The organism is Dyadobacter sp. CY347, from assembly GCF_021502655.1.
Classification (GTDB): Bacteria; Bacteroidota; Bacteroidia; order Cytophagales; family Spirosomataceae; genus Dyadobacter.
Genome location: NZ_JAKFFT010000006.1, coordinates 145,951 through 164,429, shown reverse-complemented (window position 1 = coordinate 164,429; position 18,479 = coordinate 145,951). Strand labels below are relative to the sequence as shown.

General features: G+C 45.0%; 19 protein-coding genes and 1 tRNA gene. 16 read left to right on the top strand and 4 right to left on the bottom strand.

Going from position 1 to position 18,479, the window contains the following annotated elements; all coding sequences use genetic code 11:
* The 5 genes from L0659_RS15720 to L0659_RS15700 all read left to right on the top strand — a co-directional run.
* Positions 1 to 880 (top strand): gliding motility-associated C-terminal domain-containing protein (locus L0659_RS15720; RefSeq protein WP_235127426.1); only part of this gene is annotated, 880 nt, incomplete at its 5' end.
* Between the two features lie 95 nt (positions 881 to 975).
* On the top strand, positions 976 to 1,854 hold the full coding sequence (fabD, locus tag L0659_RS15715) for an ACP S-malonyltransferase (RefSeq protein WP_235127423.1): 879 nt from the start codon (positions 976 to 978) through the stop codon (positions 1,852 to 1,854).
* Between the two features lie 66 nt (positions 1,855 to 1,920).
* A tRNA-Gln gene (locus L0659_RS15710) sits at positions 1,921 to 1,991 on the top strand.
* A 246-nt stretch (positions 1,992 to 2,237) separates the two neighbouring features.
* On the top strand, positions 2,238 to 2,843 hold the full coding sequence (locus tag L0659_RS15705; protein WP_235127420.1) for a TetR/AcrR family transcriptional regulator: 606 nt from the start codon (positions 2,238 to 2,240) through the stop codon (positions 2,841 to 2,843).
* Positions 2,844 to 2,974: 131 nt separating this feature from the next.
* Positions 2,975 to 4,477, top strand: a complete 1,503-nt coding sequence (locus L0659_RS15700) for a lipopolysaccharide biosynthesis protein (RefSeq protein ID WP_235127417.1) — start codon at positions 2,975 to 2,977, stop codon at positions 4,475 to 4,477.
* A gap of 4 nt (positions 4,478 to 4,481) precedes the next feature.
* Here L0659_RS15700 and L0659_RS15695 read toward each other — a convergent pair whose 3' ends face one another.
* Both L0659_RS15695 and L0659_RS15690 read right to left on the bottom strand, forming a co-directional pair.
* A complete protein-coding gene (locus L0659_RS15695) occupies positions 4,482 to 5,228 on the bottom strand; it encodes an ABC transporter ATP-binding protein (protein ID WP_235127415.1) in 747 nt (248 codons plus the stop codon).
* 41 nt (positions 5,229 to 5,269) lie between these two features.
* Positions 5,270 to 5,998 carry an ABC transporter permease gene (locus tag L0659_RS15690; RefSeq protein WP_235127411.1) on the bottom strand — a complete coding sequence of 243 codons (729 nt, stop codon included), beginning with the start codon at positions 5,996 to 5,998 and terminating at the stop codon, positions 5,270 to 5,272.
* A 62-nt stretch (positions 5,999 to 6,060) separates the two neighbouring features.
* Between L0659_RS15690 and L0659_RS15685 the strand changes: the two genes are divergently transcribed.
* From L0659_RS15685 to L0659_RS15670, 4 genes are all read left to right on the top strand, one after another.
* A complete protein-coding gene (locus tag L0659_RS15685) occupies positions 6,061 to 6,771 on the top strand; it encodes an SDR family oxidoreductase (RefSeq protein ID WP_235127409.1) in 711 nt (236 codons plus the stop codon).
* A 73-nt stretch (positions 6,772 to 6,844) separates the two neighbouring features.
* Positions 6,845 to 7,753 carry an ROK family protein gene (locus L0659_RS15680; protein WP_235127408.1) on the top strand — a complete coding sequence of 303 codons (909 nt, stop codon included), beginning with the start codon at positions 6,845 to 6,847 and terminating at the stop codon, positions 7,751 to 7,753.
* Positions 7,754 to 7,808: 55 nt separating this feature from the next.
* Complete coding sequence (locus L0659_RS15675; RefSeq protein ID WP_235127407.1) at positions 7,809 to 8,519, top strand: glycosyltransferase family 2 protein; 711 nt, start codon at positions 7,809 to 7,811, stop codon at positions 8,517 to 8,519.
* Positions 8,520 to 8,639: 120 nt separating this feature from the next.
* Positions 8,640 to 10,634 carry a T9SS type A sorting domain-containing protein gene (locus L0659_RS15670; RefSeq protein ID WP_235127406.1) on the top strand — a complete coding sequence of 665 codons (1,995 nt, stop codon included), beginning with the start codon at positions 8,640 to 8,642 and terminating at the stop codon, positions 10,632 to 10,634.
* 30 nt (positions 10,635 to 10,664) lie between these two features.
* Here the strand turns inward: L0659_RS15670 and murB are convergent, their stop codons facing one another.
* Positions 10,665 to 11,681, bottom strand: a complete 1,017-nt coding sequence (gene murB / locus L0659_RS15665) for a UDP-N-acetylmuramate dehydrogenase (protein ID WP_235127405.1) — start codon at positions 11,679 to 11,681, stop codon at positions 10,665 to 10,667.
* A 55-nt stretch (positions 11,682 to 11,736) separates the two neighbouring features.
* On the opposite strand from murB, the gene L0659_RS15660 reads away from it, so the two are divergent.
* Both L0659_RS15660 and gmd read left to right on the top strand, forming a co-directional pair.
* The gene (locus tag L0659_RS15660; RefSeq protein ID WP_235127396.1) at positions 11,737 to 12,363 is read left to right on the top strand and encodes an SPOR domain-containing protein; all 627 of its coding nucleotides are present in this window, start codon (positions 11,737 to 11,739) and stop codon (positions 12,361 to 12,363) included.
* Positions 12,364 to 12,427: 64 nt separating this feature from the next.
* Complete coding sequence (gene gmd / locus L0659_RS15655) at positions 12,428 to 13,540, top strand: GDP-mannose 4,6-dehydratase (protein ID WP_235127394.1); 1,113 nt, start codon at positions 12,428 to 12,430, stop codon at positions 13,538 to 13,540.
* A gap of 77 nt (positions 13,541 to 13,617) precedes the next feature.
* Here gmd and L0659_RS15650 read toward each other — a convergent pair whose 3' ends face one another.
* Entirely contained in the window at positions 13,618 to 14,103 is a 486-nt protein-coding gene (locus L0659_RS15650; RefSeq protein WP_235127389.1) for a thioredoxin fold domain-containing protein, read from the bottom strand.
* A gap of 158 nt (positions 14,104 to 14,261) precedes the next feature.
* On the opposite strand from L0659_RS15650, the gene yihA reads away from it, so the two are divergent.
* The 5 genes from yihA (at position 14,262) to L0659_RS15625 (ending at position 18,457) form a co-directional block, all read left to right on the top strand.
* Positions 14,262 to 14,870, top strand: coding sequence for a ribosome biogenesis GTP-binding protein YihA/YsxC (gene yihA, locus L0659_RS15645; protein ID WP_235127387.1), 609 nt, complete (start codon positions 14,262 to 14,264; stop codon positions 14,868 to 14,870).
* 107 nt (positions 14,871 to 14,977) lie between these two features.
* Positions 14,978 to 15,511 (top strand): DUF5606 domain-containing protein, encoded by a 534-nt coding sequence (locus L0659_RS15640; RefSeq protein ID WP_235127385.1) that lies wholly within the window; start codon positions 14,978 to 14,980, stop codon positions 15,509 to 15,511.
* Between the two features lie 79 nt (positions 15,512 to 15,590).
* Positions 15,591 to 16,250: a deoxyribose-phosphate aldolase gene (gene deoC, locus L0659_RS15635; protein WP_235127381.1), complete on the top strand. Its 660-nt coding sequence runs from the start codon at positions 15,591 to 15,593 to the stop codon at positions 16,248 to 16,250.
* The gene (locus L0659_RS15630; RefSeq protein ID WP_235127380.1) at positions 16,247 to 17,368 is read left to right on the top strand and encodes a glycosyltransferase; all 1,122 of its coding nucleotides are present in this window, start codon (positions 16,247 to 16,249) and stop codon (positions 17,366 to 17,368) included. Before deoC ends, L0659_RS15630 begins: the two co-directional genes overlap by 4 nt.
* Before the next feature lie 144 nt (positions 17,369 to 17,512).
* Positions 17,513 to 18,457, top strand: coding sequence for a 3-oxoacyl-ACP synthase III family protein (locus L0659_RS15625; protein WP_235127379.1), 945 nt, complete (start codon positions 17,513 to 17,515; stop codon positions 18,455 to 18,457).
* Positions 18,458 to 18,479: the final 22 nt, after the last annotated feature.

Sequence of the window (18,479 nt, the reverse complement as noted above, 5' to 3'; positions counted from 1 at the left end):
AACATTCAACCGCATTGCCGATGTGACCGTGCAAGGCCCGCAGACATTTACTTTTACAGATGATGGCTCGGACAAATATGCCGCAGATGGCACGGTAAACACAACCATTGTCAGCGATTCGACTTATTGTTACAAAGTAGAAACAGTGGGTTCCTATAACAACAGGCAGATCAAACCTGCTTTGCTATACAATTTTTCACAGATCCTGTGTATTTCATCATCCGACACGACCAAGCCTTGTCCGCCAGTCCTGGTTATTGACGTGCTGAACTGCGATTCTTTGCAGGCACATCCCGAAGCTTTCTGCGGACCAACGGGCCTGACCAATCATCTTTCATGGACTTACCCGCAATCCGTGGACGGAAAAGAATGCGACCCCAATGTTTCGGCATACCGCATTTACTATGCCCGCTATGAAGGTGACGCGCCTACATTGATCGCGACCGTAACCACGCCGCCATCGCCGCTGGCAACCACATTTGCGCACGAAGGACTGACTTCTTTTGCAGGATGCTATTATGTAACGGCTGTGAACAGGTTTGGCGCGGAAAGCGCCCCTAGCAACATTGTTTGCAAAGACAATTGCCCAATGTATGTGCTGCCCAATGTGTTTACGCCAAATGCTGACGGCAAAAACGATGTTTTTGAACCTTACGAATGTCCTGCTTTTGTGCAGTCACTTGAATTCAAAGCATTCAACAGATGGGGCGCGCAGGTGTTTACGACCAAGGACGTCAACATCAACTGGAACGGTAAAACCAATGGTGGAAAAGACCTGGCTGCCGGGCAATATTATTATGAAGTAACCATCTTCTTCGAATCTTCAAAAAGAGAAAGCACGCCTACCACGCTCAAAGGCTGGGTGCAGATCATCAGATAGGCACGTCTTTTTTCTTTGACATCGAAGTATTTCCTTTGTAGCCCGGTCGGAATGATCGGGCTTTTTTTATCAAATCCCCAAACGAAACGATCATTATGAAAAGTGCATACATCTTCCCGGGACAGGGTTCTCAGTTCAAAGGAATGGGACTTGACCTATATCAATCGTCAGATTCTGCAAAAACAATGTTTGATCAGGCCAACAGCATCCTTGGTTTTGATATCACAAAAATCATGTTCGAAGGCACCGACGAAGAGCTGAAACAAACGAATGTGACGCAGCCCGCCATTTTCATACATTCCGTAATCATGGCAAAGATCAGCCCTGATTTCTCGCCCAATATGGTGGCTGGTCATTCACTCGGAGAATTTTCGGCATTGGTTGCCGCAGGCGCATTATCCTTTGAAGATGGGTTAAAACTGGTTGCAAAACGGGCGGACGCCATGCAAAAAGCCTGCGAAATCCGTCCGTCGACCATGGCAGCGATCCTGGGATTAGCAGATAACATTATCGAAGAAGTTTGTGCAGGCATTACGGACGAAATCGTTGTTCCCGCCAATTACAACTGTCCCGGCCAGGTCGTGATCTCAGGCACTTTCGAAGGCGTTGAGAAGGCCTGTGAGCTTTTGAAGGCTGCGGGAGCCAAAAGAGCATTGATTTTGCCCGTTGGCGGCGCATTTCATTCGCCTTTAATGGAGCCGGCACGCGAAGAACTGGCATCAGCCATTCACGCCGCAGAATTTGAAGCGCCTATTTGTGCGATTTATCAGAATGTAAATGCAATGCCCGCAACCGAAGTTAATGTAATCAAAGAGAACCTCATTTCACAGCTTACCGCTCCCGTTAGATGGACGCAATCCATTGAGCAGATGGTAAATGACGGCGCGGAAATATTTATCGAATGCGGCCCAGGAAAGGTGCTTCAAGGCCTTGTGAAGAAAATCGCATCGGGTGTTGAAATAAAAAGCATTTAATTTTTTTCTACAAAAGCTTGACAACATGAATTAGCCGCATTACTTTTGCACCACTGTTTACGGTTTTGGCCGATGGTGTAATGGTAACACAGGACATTTTGGTTGTCTTATTCAGGGTTCGAGTCCTTGTCGGCCAACAGTAAAGTTAAAGAGCTCATTTCGGTGAGCTCTTTTTTTGTGCCCTTCCGGCTCCTTCCTTTTTAAGAATCTGTACAAATTACTCGACGAACTGGCCATTATTATCTATGAATTGGCCGATTTTATCGATAAACGCCCCTGTAAGCTACGAATTTTCAAAAATGGTGACTTATAATATTTTGACGGTATAATATTTACATATGAAATATTAAATTTACTATGTTATTAACCTAAACGGCACCCACATGAAAATTGAGAAAGTTAAAAAGCGCGACCGAGAGCGGACAAAAAGTAAGATCCTCAAAGCAGTAGGCGAAGTCATCGAACAGCACGGAACAGAAAAAGTAGGCGTCAACCTTATTGCGCGCACAGCGGGCGTCAACAAGGTTCTGATCTACCGATATTTTGAAAGTGTTGATGGATTGATGGAGCAATACGTAAAGTCAGGCGAATACACTTCCACCACCGCAACCGAATACATTGACAACATTCCCACGCTTGCACCCGAAGAACGCAGTAAAGCGCTTACCAGCCTGATGCACACGTTTATGAACGACCTTCGTGAAAGAAAGGCCACGCGCGATCTTTTACGCTGGGAAATCGGGACGGGTAAATCCATGCTTTCCGATGCACGTAACCAGGTTGCAACCCGTATCCTGGACAAAATCGGCAACCTGCCTAATTACAGCGACACCAGTGCGCTTGTATCGTTTCTTTCGGCAGGCATTTACTTCATGACCATTTCCACGGATTACCGCGAAAAAATGATCGACGTTGACCTGCATTCCGACGAAGGCTGGAAACGCATTGAAAGAGTGATCGAACGGATTATTACAGACATCCGGAATTAACCCACAAAAAGATTTTCAGGCTTGAATCAAAAGCTTCTCAGGGAGTGTGCAGCTATTTCATTTGAAATATTGTACACTCCTTGTCCTATATTTGCGGTTCCCTGCAAAGACTTGCCGCAGGTTAACATGCAATGAGCGTTTTAAAAAAATTAGCCAGTGAAACCGCTATTTACGGCATCAGCACCATGCTGGGGCGGTTTTTGAATTACCTGCTGGTTGCCTTACACACCAAATTATTTGAACCGGAACAAATTGCCGCCCAGGGCCAGCTCTATGCCTATGCGGGCCTGGCCATGGTGCTCTATACTTTCGGAATGGAGACGGCTTTTTTCCGTTTTGCGCGTCAGGAGACGGACCGTAAGGCTTATTATAACCTGATTCTCAGCGCAGTTATCATCATCAGCGTATTTTTCTCCGGCCTGCTCTTCATCTTTGCCGACTACGCTGCCGATTTTATTAAATATCCGGAAAGTGTTTCGCTCGTCAGAATGTTCGCGGTGATCATGGCGATCGACGGCATTGTTTCGATTCCGTTTGCACGTTTGCGTCTGGAAGGCAAAGGAAAGAAATTCGTGATCCTGCGCGTGACCAATATTGGGATCAATATCTTTTTAAACCTGTTTTTCCTGATCCTGTGCCGCGATATCCATGCAGGGAAATATCTGCTTTTCCTGCAACCGGCGGTTGATGCCATTTACGATCCTCTGCGCGCGCCGGACTACATTGTTACTGCCAATTTGGTTGCTAATCTGCTGTTTTTCTGGATGTTGAGAAAAGAATTTGCGGATTTTAAATTTGTATTCAATAAAACACTTTTCCGGCCCGTGTGGATCTACGCCTACCCCATCATGATCATGAATGCGGGCGGCGTGCTCAATATGCTTTTTGACAGGGCATTCATCCAGTTTTTACTGCCTGAAAACTTTTATCCCGGCCGGACGTCCAAACAAGCCATCGGGATTTACGTGCAATGTTATAAGCTGTCGATTTTCATGAATCTGGCGATTCAATCATTTAAATACGCTGCCGAGCCGTTTTTCTTTTCCAGAGGTGAAGACAAGAATGCGCCGCCCGTGTTTGCCAAGGTTACCAAATACTTTATCATCATCTGCGTGCTCATGTGGGTAGGAATTTGCCTGAACCTCGATCTGCTGGCGGAGTTGTTTTTGAAACAAAAGATCTATCACGAAGGATTGCCGGTGGTGCCCTGGTTACTGGCTGGCTATCTGTTCCTGGGCGTTTATTACAACCTCGCTACGTGGTTCAAGCTTACAGATAAAACAGAATACGGAACATGGCTGACATTGATGGGCGCGGCCATAACCATTGCAACCAGCTTCATTCTGGTCCCGCGGATCGGCTATCTGGGTTTTGCCATTGCATTTGCGACCTCATCTTTTATCATGGTCGCATTGTGTTATTATTTTGGTCAAAAGTATTATCGCGTTCCGTATGATGTGGTTTCTGCGGTGGGTTACATTGGCATTGGCGGGCTGGTGATTGCTGCATCCGCATTCATTAAAATCCCAAATCTATACATTGCAGTTCCCGTGCATATGCTCGTGCTGGCGATCTTTGCCGGGGTTGTATTTTTAATTGAACGGAAGAATATTCCTTTTTTGAACAAGCGTTAGGGGCCTATTTTTCCATTTCCCGGAGGAGCTTATTGGAAAACAGAAATTCTTTTAATTCAGGGACATCTGTTCGGATGATCTCGGAATTAACCCCTTCCCAGAGTTTAGAGCCCTCGTAAAGGAACATAATGTTCTGCCCGATCTCCATGACGGAGTTCATGTCATGCGTGATAATGATCGTCGTGATCTGAAATTCTTCGGTAATTTCTTTGATTAACTCATCAATTTTGACGGAAGTAAGCGGGTCCAGCCCGGAGTTGGGTTCGTCGCAGAAGAGATACATCGGATTCATGACAATGGCCCTGGCGATTCCGACGCGCTTTTTCATCCCGCCGCTGATTTCGGACGGCATTCTTTTAGCCGCTGCTTCCAGCCCAACGCGCTGCAAACAAAATGCAACCCGCTCCTGCTTTTCCTGAACAGATTGGTCGGTGAGCATATCCAGCGGGAACCGCACATTTTCTTCCACTGTTTTGGAATCAAAAAGTGCCCCACCCTGAAACAGAACGCCCATTTCCCGCCGGATGGACTGCTGCGTTTCTTTATCACAATGATAAAAGTCGCGGCCATTGTAAAGCACATTGCCCTGATCGGGCTTCACCAGTCCGATCATGCATTTCAGCAAAACACTTTTTCCTGTTCCGCTGCCGCCGATGATAAGATTGGTTTCCCCTTTTTTGAAAGATGCACTAATGCCTTTTAAAACCTCCTTGCCATTAAATGCTTTGGCAATATTGCTTACTTCAATCATTTGCAGATTCAGTTATTCTTAATTCATGGCTTTTTGTGCTTTTACAATAAAAGCTGGGCTAAAAGATAATCCGCTACCAGGATTGAAATACAGCTGTTGGTCACGGCTTCTGTGCTCGACTTCCCTACTTCCAACGCACCGCCTGTTGTAAAAAATCCTTTGAAAGAAGATATTGTTGCGATCAGGAAGCCAAAAACAAACGGTTTTACACACATAAAAAAAATGTTGTAGGGCACAAACGAATCCCTGATCCCGTATAAATAATCCCGCTCGGTAATGACGCCGGTTAATGTACCCGCCAGATAACCGCCCAGGATGCCCAGAAACGCTGAAAAAATAACCAGCATTGGAAAAGTCAGCATAGCAGCCACTACTTTGGGCAGAACGAGATAGGACGATGAATTGATCCCCATTACTTCCAGCGCGTCAATTTGCTCGGTAATGCGCATTGTACCCAGCTCGCTGGCAATGTTGGAACCGACTTTTCCTGCGAGTACAATGCACGTGATCGTAGGCGCGAGTTCAAGAATTTCCATATCCCGGACGATCAACGCAACAGTTGAAATGGGAATGATCGGGCTAACGAGGTTGTAGGCCGTTTGGATACAGGAAACCGCCCCGATAAATGTGGAAACGATGGCAACAATGAATATTGAGCTCACCCCGATCCCTACACATTCTTCCATGAGCCGCCGCCAGTATACCGATAGTTTTTCACCCTTTCCGAATAGTGTTCCTAAAAAAATGAAGTATTTCCCGATGACTGACATGATATCTTAATTGTATTCAATATTTTCGGGAAAATTAGGCAAAAAAAGAAGCAATCAGAAAAATGAATCCATTAGCGGTTATCACCGGAGGGACGAAAGGGATCGGGAAAGCATGCATAGAGCGGTTTTTGGGCGAAGGGTTTGATGTAATCACCTGTGCAAGAAACGCTAACGACCTGCAAACTCTTGAAAAGGAAATGAGTGACCGGTTCAGCAATGTTCAATTGTATTGCCAGGCCGCAGACTTGTCCTTGAAAGATGACCTTCATGCATTCATTAATTTCATTATCTCAAAAACCCAGTTTGTAACGGTCCTCATCAATAACACCGGAACATTTATTCCAGGCCAGATCCATAATGAAACGGAGGGCACATTGGAAAAGACAATGGAGACCAATCTTTACAGTGCCTATCATTTAACCCGCGCAATCCTTCCGGGAATGGTTGAAAAGCAGCAGGGACACATTTTTACCATGTGCTCCACGGCCAGTATTATGGCATATCCCAATGGCGGTTCTTATTGCATTTCGAAATTTGCGCTATACGGCATGACCAAGGTGTTGCGCGAAGAAATGAAGCCACATTCTGTTAAAGTCACCGCGGTTTTGCCAGGAGCGACCTATACCGACAGCTGGAAAGGCTCAGGGCTGCCGGAAGACCGGCTTATGGAGTCCAAAGACATTGCAGACACGATCTGGGCTGCGTATACATTATCCCCGAGAGCGGTTATGGAAGAGATATTGATCAGGCCGCAACTGGGAGATTTAGATTGATTGATGTACAATAGAGCAATTTTACTAAATTGCCGCATTTTTAAAATTATTTATTAAACCCATATTTCATTTCATGGAACAATACCTCGGTATAGACGTGGGCGGTACTAACGTAAAAATGGGGATCGTTGACGCTACGGATGGAAGAATTTCAAATTTTTACAGTCACGATACCGCCAGCTGGCGCAGTTCAGGGCATTTTATCGAACGTTTAGGTGATGCAATAGCGCTCCAGCTTGTTGAATATCCCGAGGTTAAAAGAGTAGGAATCGGCGTTCCGGGGCTGACGACCCGCGACAGGACCACTTTAATTGAGATCACAGCCATTCCAGAAATTGACGGAATCGCCATTGTCCCCGATTTAAAAGCCAGATTTCCTGAACACGATTTTTATCTTGAAAATGACGCTAATGCTGCTGCATTGGGCGAATATTACTTTGGCGAAGACAAGCTTCCCGAGGATTACATTTTTGTAACGCTGGGCACAGGCATCGGCGGTGCGGCCATCATTGACAAGAAAGTTTTCAAAGGCGGCGGCGGAAATGCCATGGAGCCAGGCCACGTCCCTTCTAAAAACGGCAAGGTTTTGGAAAGGAACATTGGTAAAAAAGAGCTTCTGGACCTCGCAATCACCATGCGTGCCAATTATACAGGCCAGACACAGCTTCCATCCGACGGAACGATTTCAACAACCGGACTTGTGGCTGCTGCTTCCAAAGGCGACGAGCTTGCCAAGCAAGTGTTCCAGGAAATGGGTTACCTGCTGGGCGAAGGGCTGGTTTCAATGATCCGGATCCTGGATATTACAACAATTCTGATCGGCGGCGGGATTTCTGCCTCATTTGAATACATTCTGCCTGCTATCAACGAGCGGTTTGAATATTGGTTGACGCCTTATTATCTTAAAACAATTATCATAAAGAGAGCCACATTGGCAAACGATGCAGGTCTGCTCGGCGCGGCTTCTTTGTGCTTTGATTAAATAGCATTTCACTTTACTCGCTGAACGGTCCTTACATTCTATACAATTTACTCTGATGAAGCTATCAGTTATCGTTCCCGCTTACAATGAAGAAAAAACGATTTGGAAAGTGCTGGAAAAGCTCAAAGCCGTCGAATTGCTAGGCGGATTTCAGAAAGAGATTGTAATTGTAAACGATTGTTCAGCGGATAATACCGAAAGTGTAGCCCGGAGGTTCATTACCGAAAACCCATCTTTGGAAGTCAGTTACTTTCGCCACGAGTACAACCAGGGAAAAGGGGCAGCATTGCATACGGGCATCCGTAAAGCCAGCGGTGACTACATTATTGTTCAGGATGCCGATCTTGAATATGATCCCGAAGAATTCAATATCCTTCTGAAACCGGTTCTAAACGGTTATGCGGACGTTGTTTACGGATCAAGGTTTATGGGTGGAAAACCGCACAGGATCCTCTTTTTCTGGCATACAATAGGCAACAGATTCCTGACCTTTCTGAGTAACATGTGTACCAATCTGAATTTGACAGATATGGAAACATGCTATAAACTCTTCCGCGCCGACCTGCTCAAAGGACTCGATCTGAAAGAAAACCGCTTTGGTTTTGAGCCTGAGGTAACGGCAAAAATCTCTAAAATCCCCAAAATACGCATCTACGAAGTTGGTGTTTCCTACTACGGCCGGACTTACGAGGAAGGAAAAAAAATCAATTGGAAAGACGGGTTCCGGGCGCTTTACTGTATTTTGAGATACGGTTTGGCCCGCTAGGAAACACAAATGGGTCGGAGAATAATTATTGTAATCCTTTTTCGTCATTTCTTCGTAATTACGCGGGGGGCTTTGTCCTTGCGGTAAAGCAAATCTTTATATCAGCACCTTCCATATTGCATGAAAAAATATATACTACAGGTTTTCATATCATTGATCGGGTCGCTTATTTGCCCTGCTTATGCACAGCAGTCAGGCATTGCAATCCTTGATAAATCCCCTGCCAATATGCAGCTGTTTGCAAGGGACAGCACGGGAATGGCTGATGTGGAGTTTCTAGGAAGGGTTCAGGCAGGTGGATATGCTTACATTTCTGTGGTGCAATCCAGGAACAAAGTCAAACATGCTTACCAGCGAAAAAACCTCGAATACAACGGCTCACAGGCTCCTTTCAACTTCACATTCAGGATCAAGGCCGAGCTTGCAGAGTATGGTTATGAGGTTTATGCCTGTAAATCCAAGTCTGATTCCACCCTTATCTCGAAAAGTGACAACGTTGTGGCGGGCGATTTTTACCTCATTTACGGACAGTCCAATGCAGTGGCCTGGGAAGTGGATTATACTTACCGGAACGAATTTGCGAGAACATACGGATCTTCCGGAGGCGCAGCTGAATGGGGGCTCGCCAATGCCATCGGGCAGCGAGTAGGTATATTTGGAATAGAATTTCAAAGGGTCATCGCCGAAAGATACCAGGTTCCTACCTGCATTCTCAATGGCGCTGCTGCCGGTGCATCCCTGCTTGATTTGACGGATAGATCCAGTTTTTACGGCTATCTGCTCAATGCTGCCAAAACCACTGGCTTACTGCCCTCATTGAGAGCAATATTTTTCTGGCAGGGCGAAACGGAATCGTCTTCCAATGATCCGCTGACCTGGGCGCCACGATTCGACAAGCTGGTGCAAATGTGGAAGGAAGATTATCCGATGGTTGAAAAGATCTACGTTTTCCAGCTTCCCCTTTTTGGCGGCGGTGCTTATGACGACCGGATCGGTGTGGTGCGTGAGCAGCAACGAACATTAGACCGGAAATATCCCATTATCCAGTCATATGCAGCATTAGGCGCCGAAGGATGGAACGGATTTCATTATGGATTGGAGGGTTATCTGCAACTGGGCAGGGACCTGGCTGATTTAGCGGGGTATAATCACTATGGCGAGAAAGAGAAAATTTCTTCTCCCAGCTTACAAAAAGCATTCTATTCCACGCCCGAAAAGGATGAGATAACAATGGTCTTTGAAGATTATCAGCAAATGGTTTATCCCAAAGACACCGTAGCCGTGAACATTGAGGGAAGCCTGGAACCCACTTCGGTTTTTTCAGTCAAAGATTTTTTCTATCTGAATGCCGAATGGAAAAAACTCGCTTCGGGCCGGGCTGAGGCTAATAAGATCATTGTTAAGCTGAAAGAGGTGGGCAATGACTCTACGATCAAATATTTGCCTTCAAAATACCATTATTCAGGGTTACTGAGCGCTGCCTGGGTGTACATTGGGCCATTTTTGAAAAATACAAAAGGATTGCGCGCCTTTGCTTTTCATCATAACAAAATATTCCCGTATACAAATCTGGGCACCATAACCCTTGCTTCTGCCGAAAAAGATAATGCAATAGTGCTAAGCTGGAATAAGTTAGCGAACGCAACCGGATACTTGCTGGAAAGGATCGAAGCCAATGATACGCTTGCTGCGCATGAAATTTTGCATTTCCCCGCAAATCAACTCGAATATGCCGATCCGTCGGCGAAAAAAGGGATTCCTTATATATACCGGATCAGAGGTTACACAGATCAGTCCGAATCGAAACTGGCATCCACAACGATCACCAAGCAAGGCGAGGATATTGACGTTGTACTGGGCGAGGAGCCCGTGCATGAATTGAGCATTTATGTGTACCCCAACCCTGTTACCGACTTCATCAATATCGTCTCCAGCAAATCAGCAATTCGCCTGGTGGAATTATATACAGTTAATGGCAAGAAGGTCAAAAATGTGTCCTATGAAAATAAGGATTGGGCAACATTCAATGTGAATGAATTCAGCAGCGGACAGTACATTCTCAGGGTTTATTATGGTGATAAAATCAGCACCCGTAAATTGGTCCTGGTGCATTGAGAATCAGCAATTTTAAGATAATTCCCTGTCCTAAACGAAGTTAACTTCCGGCGTTAAGCGAATGCCGTATTTCGCTTCAACCGAATCCTGAATAGTCCCGGCCAGCGCACGGATTTCGTTACCATTTCCGCCCCCGTAATTGACCAGCACCAAAGCTTGTTTCTGGTGCACACCTATGTCTCCCTGGCGGTAACCTTTCCAGCCAGCCTGTTCAATAAGCCAGCCAGCGGGCACTTTTACCATTGTTTCGCCGACCGGATAACCCGGCATTTCAGGAAAGTTATTTTTAAGCGCATGATATTGTTCCGAAGGGATTTCAGGATTTTTAAAGAAGCTTCCTGCGTTCCCGATCTTCGCGGGGTCAGGGAGTTTGCTGCGGCGAATGGCGATCACTGCCTGGCTCACATCCTGAATCGTGGGATTTGATACATTCATTTCCAGCAATGTTTTCTGCACATCACCATATCCAATGTTGAGCACGGGCTTTTTGTTCAAAACAAAAGTTACCCCTGTCACCACATACTGATTTTTCAGTGCCTTTTTGAAAACACTTTCGCGGTAACCAAACGCGCATTCGTCCTTTGAAAAAACCCTTTTAAGACCGGTTTCCACCGAAACTGCTTCAACCGATTCAACCACATCCTTAATTTCCACACCATATGCACCAATATTTTGCATAGGCGCCGCTCCTACTGTGCCTGGGATAAGCGACAGATTTTCCACCCCACCCAAATTGTGGGTGACACAATGCATCACGAAGTCATGCCAGCCTTCCCCGGCGCCGGCTTTCAGCCAGATATGGTCCTGATCTTCTTTTATTTTATCCATTCCCTTAATCGCCGGATGGATCACCAATGCATTGACATTCTGCGTGAAAAGCACATTGCTTCCTCCGCCAAGAATAAATTTAGGCATTGGCTTCCATACGGGATCGAGCAAAATTTCAGTTAATTCTTCAACAGAACTGACTTCGGCAAAGTAGGAAGCCGTTGATTCCAGACCGAAAGTATTGAAATTTCGAAGCGAAAAGTTTGATTGAATTTGCATTGAACTAATAAATAATCCCGGGTAAAGTTAGCTATTACATTCAAAATAGCATGTTATGGTGATTCATCCATTTTTGATTAAGTTTGCAGGCTCAGTGATAAAGGCTAAGGATATGATGCTGAAAAAGAATTTTTTATGGGCGCTTCAGCTCTTCATTATCATCCTTTCAGGTTGCAGTAAAAAGAGTGTTGTCAGCTCTTCCAGCTCGGAATACAGGGAAGATTTGTCAGCGGTCAGGCCTCGTTTCGAGTATGTTGAACCGTCGGTTACGCCAAAAGCAGCACCGGTAAGCACACCAAAAGCCAGTACAGCTCCAAAGCCGGATGTGGACAAACCTTTGTATGTCAATAAACGCCTGGAAACAGTCCTGGACACGCTTGCCAAGCATAATAAGGCCATTCGTTACGTGAACGGCTTTCGGATTCAGATGTATGTGGGTAATGTAAGGCAGGAAGCGGATGACGCTAAAAGTTATGTGTATCAGGCTTTTCCAGACCTTATTCCCTATGTTTCCTACACACAGCCAACTTATCGTGTGAAAGTCGGCGACTTCATGTATCGGGCAGACGCGGAGCAATATCTGGAACTGATCAGGGAACGCTATTCTTCCGCAGTGATCTTGTCTGACCGCGTGGATATCAAACGAAGCCTGATGATCAACCCTACTGCCGAAAGCAACTAGGATTTTAATGTTTTCACTTTTTAAACCGGATATTATTTTATCCACATATACATACTAATTGATAATGAAAATAGCCTTAATTACCGGGATTACCGGACAGGATGGTGCTTATCTGGCTGAGCTTCTTTTGAGCAAAGGATATGAAGTGCACGGGATCAAGCGTCGCAGTTCATTATTTAACACGCAGCGGATTGACCATATTTACGAGGATCCGCACGAAAAAAACATCAGATTTAAGCTGCATTATGGCGATCTGAGCGATTCTACCAACATTATCCGCATCATTCAGGAAGTACAGCCTGACGAAATATACAACCTTGGGGCCATGTCCCACGTGCAGGTGAGCTTTGAAGAGCCTGAGTATACAGCCAATGTAGACGGAATTGGAACATTGCGTATCCTGGAAGCAGTGCGTCTTTTGGGTTTGACCAAAAAAACAAAGATTTATCAGGCTTCTACATCAGAGCTTTACGGCCTGGTGCAGCAGGTTCCTCAGTCTGAAACGACACCATTCTACCCGCGCTCGCCTTATGCAGTTGCCAAGCTGTATGGTTACTGGATCACGGTGAATTACCGCGAAGCGTACGACATGTTTGCTGTAAATGGCATTCTGTTCAACCACGAATCACCATTAAGGGGCGAAACTTTCGTAACCCGCAAAATTACCCGCGCAGTGGCACGGATCGCTTTGGGATTGCAGGATAAAGTTTACCTGGGTAACCTGGACGCGCAACGCGACTGGGGCCATGCGAAAGACTTCGTGGAAGCCATGTGGCTTATCCTTCAGCAGGAAGTGGCGGAAGATTTTGTAATTGCAACCGGAATTACAACGCGCATCCGTGATTTCGTAAGAATGGCTTTTGCAGAAGTAGGCATCGAGCTTGAATTCACTGGCGAAGGCGCTGACGAGATCGCGAAGGTGACTAAATGTAACAATCCTGACTTCCAGGTAGAAACAGGCAAAGAAGTTGTAGCCGTTGATCCAAGATATTTCCGCCCTACGGAAGTTGAACTTTTGATCGGTGACCCTACGAAATCGATGACGAAATTAGGTTGGAAACCGAAATATGACCTGAAAGCATTGGTCAATGATATGGTAACAGCCGACGTCCTGCTCTTCAAGAAAGACAGGCTTCTGGAAAGCAGCGGACACCGCGTTCCAAATTATTACGAATAACATTGACTGTCCGCATAAAAACGAAAGACCCCGAAGGAAATCCTCCGGGGTCTTTTGTTTATATCGTTTTACTCAGCTTAGATTGCGCTGGGTGCTTTCTTTTGAAGTGATTTGGCAAGATCAAGCATTTTTTCAGGCGTCTGATAGCCGATCACCTGCTTAACCACTTTACCTTTTGCATTAATGAAAAACAATGTTGGATATGCCTCCAATGGATATTTGCTGGCAAGCTTCAAGCCTTCGCCACTTTCCATATCAAATTTTACATTGATAAAATTCTTATTGTAAACAGCTGCTACGTCCTCACGTGTGAAAACATTCTTTTGCATCATTTTGCAAGGCCCGCACCAGGTGGTGTAAGCATCAAAAAATATGATTTTGTTTTCAGCTTTGGCTTTTTTCAGGATTTCAGCCCATTTTGCTTCGGTAAACTGGATGCCTTTTTCCGGCGCTTTTTCTTCTTTTTTATTTCCGTCAGCTTTATTTCCCTCTGCCGCAATGGTAACTGCAAATGTCATGGTCACGATGGCAACGAGAAGAGACAGTTTTCTAAGACCTTTCATCTTTCTGATTTAGTTATGGTTTCAATTGTTCTTAAACGAAAATACCCTATTGTTTTATTTTATCCAATCCTTACCACCATTTGAACGCCAGAGGTTGGCATTTGAGGTTAGTAAAAAAAGATAAAGTAACTTCGCATTAATATTAACGTCAAAAAAGCATGAAAGTTCAGGAAGCAAGATACGTAATGAGCAATTCGGATTATGAGAAATGTCCTGATCCCGTTTTGCCCGAATATGCTTTCATAGGGCGCTCCAATGTCGGGAAATCGTCACTCATTAACATGCTGACTGGGAAGAAATCGCTCGCGAAAACTTCCCAGCAACCAGGTAAAACACAGCTTATTAACCATTATTTTATCAACGAATCCTGGTATCTGGTCGATTTGCCGGGTTATGGTTATGCCAAGGTGAGCAAAGTTGAGCGTGAGAAATGGGAAAAAATGATCGGCGATTACCTGCATAACCGCGAAAACCTCGTCTGCACGTTTGTACTGATCGATATCCGGCATAGTGCGCTGGCTGTGGACCTTGAATTTATGGCCGGGCTAGGCGAGGCCGGAATCCCTTTCCATATTATTTTTACAAAAGCCGACAAGCTCAAACCCAACCAGGCGCTAAACATGATGGAAGCTTACAGGCAAAAACTGGCCGAAGTGTGGGAGGAAGTGCCGCCAATGTTCATTACATCGGCAGAAAAAAACGAAGGCCGCGATCCGATTCTGGAGGCAATAGAAACTTATAATCAGTCGTTTGAAAGGACAAAGTAAACCAGAGGTTGTTTCACGCTCAATCTTTCCGTTATTTTGCGCAAAATTGAGGTGGTCATCGCATTCAACATAATCATTATTAAGATATAACTAATTAGTAAGAAAGGATGAGTGAAAAAGTAGAGTCAACAGGAATGGATTTGTTGAAAGAAATAGCAAATGTTTCAGGAAAAGGCGGATTGTTCCGCATTCTTAAACCTAGCCGTGCGGGTGTCATCGTAGAAAGTCTGGATGAAAAGCGCGAAAAAACGTTGATCGGGCCAACTGCACGTGTTTCTGTTTTGAAAGACGTTTCAATTTTTACGGACGGGGAAGAAGAATCAGCTCCATTGGCAGACGTTTTTTTGAAGATCCGTGAAGAGCATGGCGAAGAAGTTACTTTGCAGCCTAAAACTGCGTCAGACAAAGAGCTGATCGAGTTTTTGAACAAAATCCTTCCTGACTTCGACAGGTCAAAAGTTTACGTTTCCGACATTAAGAAGATCATTTCCTGGTATAATTTATTGTCAAAATATACGCCTGAACTGTTTGTTGCTTCGGCTGAGGAATCCGGCGAAGAAGCGGCAGCAGAAGAAGCTCCGGAAGTTGTGGCAGAAGAAGTTGCCGAAGCCCCTGAGCAGGAAAAGAAAAGCAAAAAATAATTTTGTTGGATAAATGATTGCTTAAACCCTGTCGACCCGACGGGGTTTTTACTTTTTAACATTGCTGCTGCCAGATCCTATGACATCGCTTTCCGCTTACATTGACCATACTTTGCTCACTGCCAATGCAAGTGAAACAGACATTCGGAAATTGTGTGAGGAGGCATGGATCCATCAGTTCAAGGCGGTTTGCGTGGCGCCTGCTTATGTGGCCTACACCAGGGAAATGCTTGAATTTTGCCCGATTAAGATTGAAATAGCCACGGTGATCGGGTTTCCTTTTGGTTATTCAACAACGGCGACAAAGGTTTTTGAAGCGAATAACGCCCTGCAAAATGGCGCGACGGAGCTGGATGTAGTGATGAACATTTCGCAATTTAAATCGATGGCCTATCTCAGCGTCCGCGAGGAACTGACCCAGATTGCGGAACTGGCACATGCACATCATGCCATCATTAAAGTGATCATTGAAACCGCTTATCTGGATTCTTTTGACCTTTATACGGCGTGTGAAATTTGCGCAGAGTCCAATGCGGATTTTGTAAAAACTTCAACTGGTTTCGCCCCACAAGGCGCTGACGTTGAAATCGTTCATAAAATGCGCTCAATCCTTCCGCCGCATGTCAGGATCAAAGCTTCCGGAGGGATTAAGACGAAAGAGCAGGCCATTACCATGATCGAGGCCGGGGCGGAGCGCATAGGAACTTCATCGGGCGTTGCCATTGTAAGCGCATCATGAGGAGACGCGTTTTGCTATTAAGCACCGTTCATCCGGCCACAGATCCAAGGATTTTGTACAAAATCGCGCCTTCGCTTGCAAAGGAATACGAGGTTTTCTGCGTCCTGCCGCATGCCATGCCCAATGCTTCGAGCGAAACCATTACAATGATCTGGCTGCCTGCATTTCAGAGTCTTTACATGCGCCTGCTTTTTTCACACACATTAGTTTTATTTAAATGCCTGCGCCTCCGGCCGCATCTGGTGCACATTTTTGTTCCTGAGCTCATTCCGGTTGCATTGTTATTCAAATGGTTGGGGGCAAATGTGATTTACGAGGTCCAGGAAAATCTTTTTAAGAAGTTCAGCATCAAAACCTTTAACAACAGCATTCTGTTTCAAAAGCTATTTCAACTTTTCGATCATTATGCTAGAAAGCATTTTGCGCTGATTCTGTCCGAAGACGCATATTTGAAGGAATATGACAAACTGACTTATCCGTCAGCCGTAGTCCGCAATTACGCACTACTCTCATTTTCAGATCAGTACACAGCCGGCGTACCGGTCGAAAGCAGAGCTCCGGAGTTCATTTACATGGGCGTCATTTCCCTGGAACGATCTTTTGATACGCTCGTATTAGCTTTGGCAACATTGAAGCAGGCTTATCCTGACTTCAAAATGCATCTGTTTGGCAGCGTACGGATTTCCCAAAATGAAATCAAAAAACTACCCGGTTATCAGGAGGTTGCCGAAAATCTGTCCTTTTATGGATATGCAGACCAGAAAACAATGTTCAAATATGCCCGTAAAGCAATGGCAGGAATTGCCTTATTAAAGCCTGTTGCAGATTACCCGGATTCGTACACGACGAAATTATTTGAATATATGTCTTTGAAATTGCCGGTAATCACTTCCGACTTTCCTTTATACCGGAATGTTGTTGAACAATCGGAATGTGGTTTTTGTATTTCTCCATATCATGCGGAATCGCTGAGCGACAAGCTGCAATGGCTGATTAAAAATCCGGAGCAACGCATCCGGATGGGGATTAATGGTCGTAGATCAGTTGAAAGAATGTATAACTGGGCTTCGGAAGAAAGAACACTTCTGGCATTTTACCGAGCTTTGTCCGGAAATTAGCATTTGTTTGCCCGCGTTTACCATTTAGTATAATTTTATAAACTTATTATTGAATTGTTCAAATATTAAGTACTACGATTTCTACGAAATATTTAACTTTCGGAATTAAAAAGAATCGTAGCTTGCGAAGTCAACTTCTCAATCATGTATATTAATACAGTTAGTCATTATTTACCAAGCGAAGTTATTGGTAATGAATATTTTACAAATATTAACAATCTGTCCCACGAGTGGATTGTAGAACGCACAGGAATTTCAGAAAGACGTAAGTGTTCTCCGGAAGAAAATACTTCCACAATGGCGATGAAAGCAGTGGAGGCCTTACTTGAAAATATCCCTTACAGCAAAAACGAGATTGACCTCATTATCGGCGCAACTTATACGCCATATGACACCATCGTTACATTGGCGCACGCGGTTCAGCACCAGCTCCAAATTCCCGACATCCCGGTTGTCAGCATCTCTTCTGCTTGCTCTTCCTTATTGAATGCGATCGAGATTGTAGAAGGCTATTTTGCACTAGGCAAAGCTTCCAAAGCGGTGGTTGTGGTTTCGGACCATAACACGGCTTATTATAATGAAATGGACACGGTTTCAGGGCATTTGTGGGGAGACGGCGCTTCGGCTCTTTTAATCTCAAAAGAACGCCAGACGGATTCGGACATGGAGATCAAAAAACTGATCACCGGCGGTGCTGCTACGAGCGGAAAAGCCATTGAAGCAGTTGTGTTGCGGCCTAATGATCGCGGTGTGATCATGCCTTACGGTCGGGACGTATTTCAGAATGCCTGCCTATATATGCCAAAGGTCAGCCAGCAGGTTTTACAGGCTTGCGGATTAACGATCGACGATCTGGATTATCTGATCCCGCATCAGGCCAACCACCGCATTAGTCTAAATGTTATCAATACATTAGGCATTCCCGTTGAAAAGCTGATTTCCAACATTCAATATCTGGGAAATACAGGCTGCGCGGGTTGCGCAATTGCATTGTCGGAGAATAAGGACAAGTTCAAAAAAGGCGATAACATTGTTATTACCGTTTTCGGCGGAGGCTATTCTTACGGAGCCATGCTGATCACGATCTGATATTTAATTGATTAAAACAAAA

Bases quoted from the DNA above. Each gene is read 5' to 3' on its own strand.
- fabD (WP_235127423.1), top strand. From the start codon at position 976: ATGAAAAGTGCATACATCTTCCCGGGACAGGGTTCTCAGTTCAAAGGA.
- L0659_RS15705 (WP_235127420.1), top strand. From the start codon at position 2,238: ATGAAAATTGAGAAAGTTAAAAAGCGCGACCGAGAGCGGACAAAAAGT.
- L0659_RS15700 (WP_235127417.1), top strand. From the start codon at position 2,975: ATGAGCGTTTTAAAAAAATTAGCCAGTGAAACCGCTATTTACGGCATC.
- L0659_RS15695 (WP_235127415.1), bottom strand. From the start codon at position 5,228: ATGATTGAAGTAAGCAATATTGCCAAAGCATTTAATGGCAAGGAGGTT.
- L0659_RS15690 (WP_235127411.1), bottom strand. From the start codon at position 5,998: ATGTCAGTCATCGGGAAATACTTCATTTTTTTAGGAACACTATTCGGA.
- L0659_RS15685 (WP_235127409.1), top strand. From the start codon at position 6,061: ATGAATCCATTAGCGGTTATCACCGGAGGGACGAAAGGGATCGGGAAA.
- L0659_RS15680 (WP_235127408.1), top strand. From the start codon at position 6,845: ATGGAACAATACCTCGGTATAGACGTGGGCGGTACTAACGTAAAAATG.
- L0659_RS15675 (WP_235127407.1), top strand. From the start codon at position 7,809: ATGAAGCTATCAGTTATCGTTCCCGCTTACAATGAAGAAAAAACGATT.
- L0659_RS15670 (WP_235127406.1), top strand. From the start codon at position 8,640: ATGAAAAAATATATACTACAGGTTTTCATATCATTGATCGGGTCGCTT.
- murB (WP_235127405.1), bottom strand. From the start codon at position 11,681: ATGCAAATTCAATCAAACTTTTCGCTTCGAAATTTCAATACTTTCGGT.
- L0659_RS15660 (WP_235127396.1), top strand. From the start codon at position 11,737: ATGGTGATTCATCCATTTTTGATTAAGTTTGCAGGCTCAGTGATAAAG.
- gmd (WP_235127394.1), top strand. From the start codon at position 12,428: ATGAAAATAGCCTTAATTACCGGGATTACCGGACAGGATGGTGCTTAT.
- L0659_RS15650 (WP_235127389.1), bottom strand. From the start codon at position 14,103: ATGAAAGGTCTTAGAAAACTGTCTCTTCTCGTTGCCATCGTGACCATG.
- yihA (WP_235127387.1), top strand. From the start codon at position 14,262: ATGAAAGTTCAGGAAGCAAGATACGTAATGAGCAATTCGGATTATGAG.
- L0659_RS15640 (WP_235127385.1), top strand. From the start codon at position 14,978: ATGAGTGAAAAAGTAGAGTCAACAGGAATGGATTTGTTGAAAGAAATA.
- deoC (WP_235127381.1), top strand. From the start codon at position 15,591: ATGACATCGCTTTCCGCTTACATTGACCATACTTTGCTCACTGCCAAT.
- L0659_RS15630 (WP_235127380.1), top strand. From the start codon at position 16,247: ATGAGGAGACGCGTTTTGCTATTAAGCACCGTTCATCCGGCCACAGAT.
- L0659_RS15625 (WP_235127379.1), top strand. From the start codon at position 17,513: ATGTATATTAATACAGTTAGTCATTATTTACCAAGCGAAGTTATTGGT.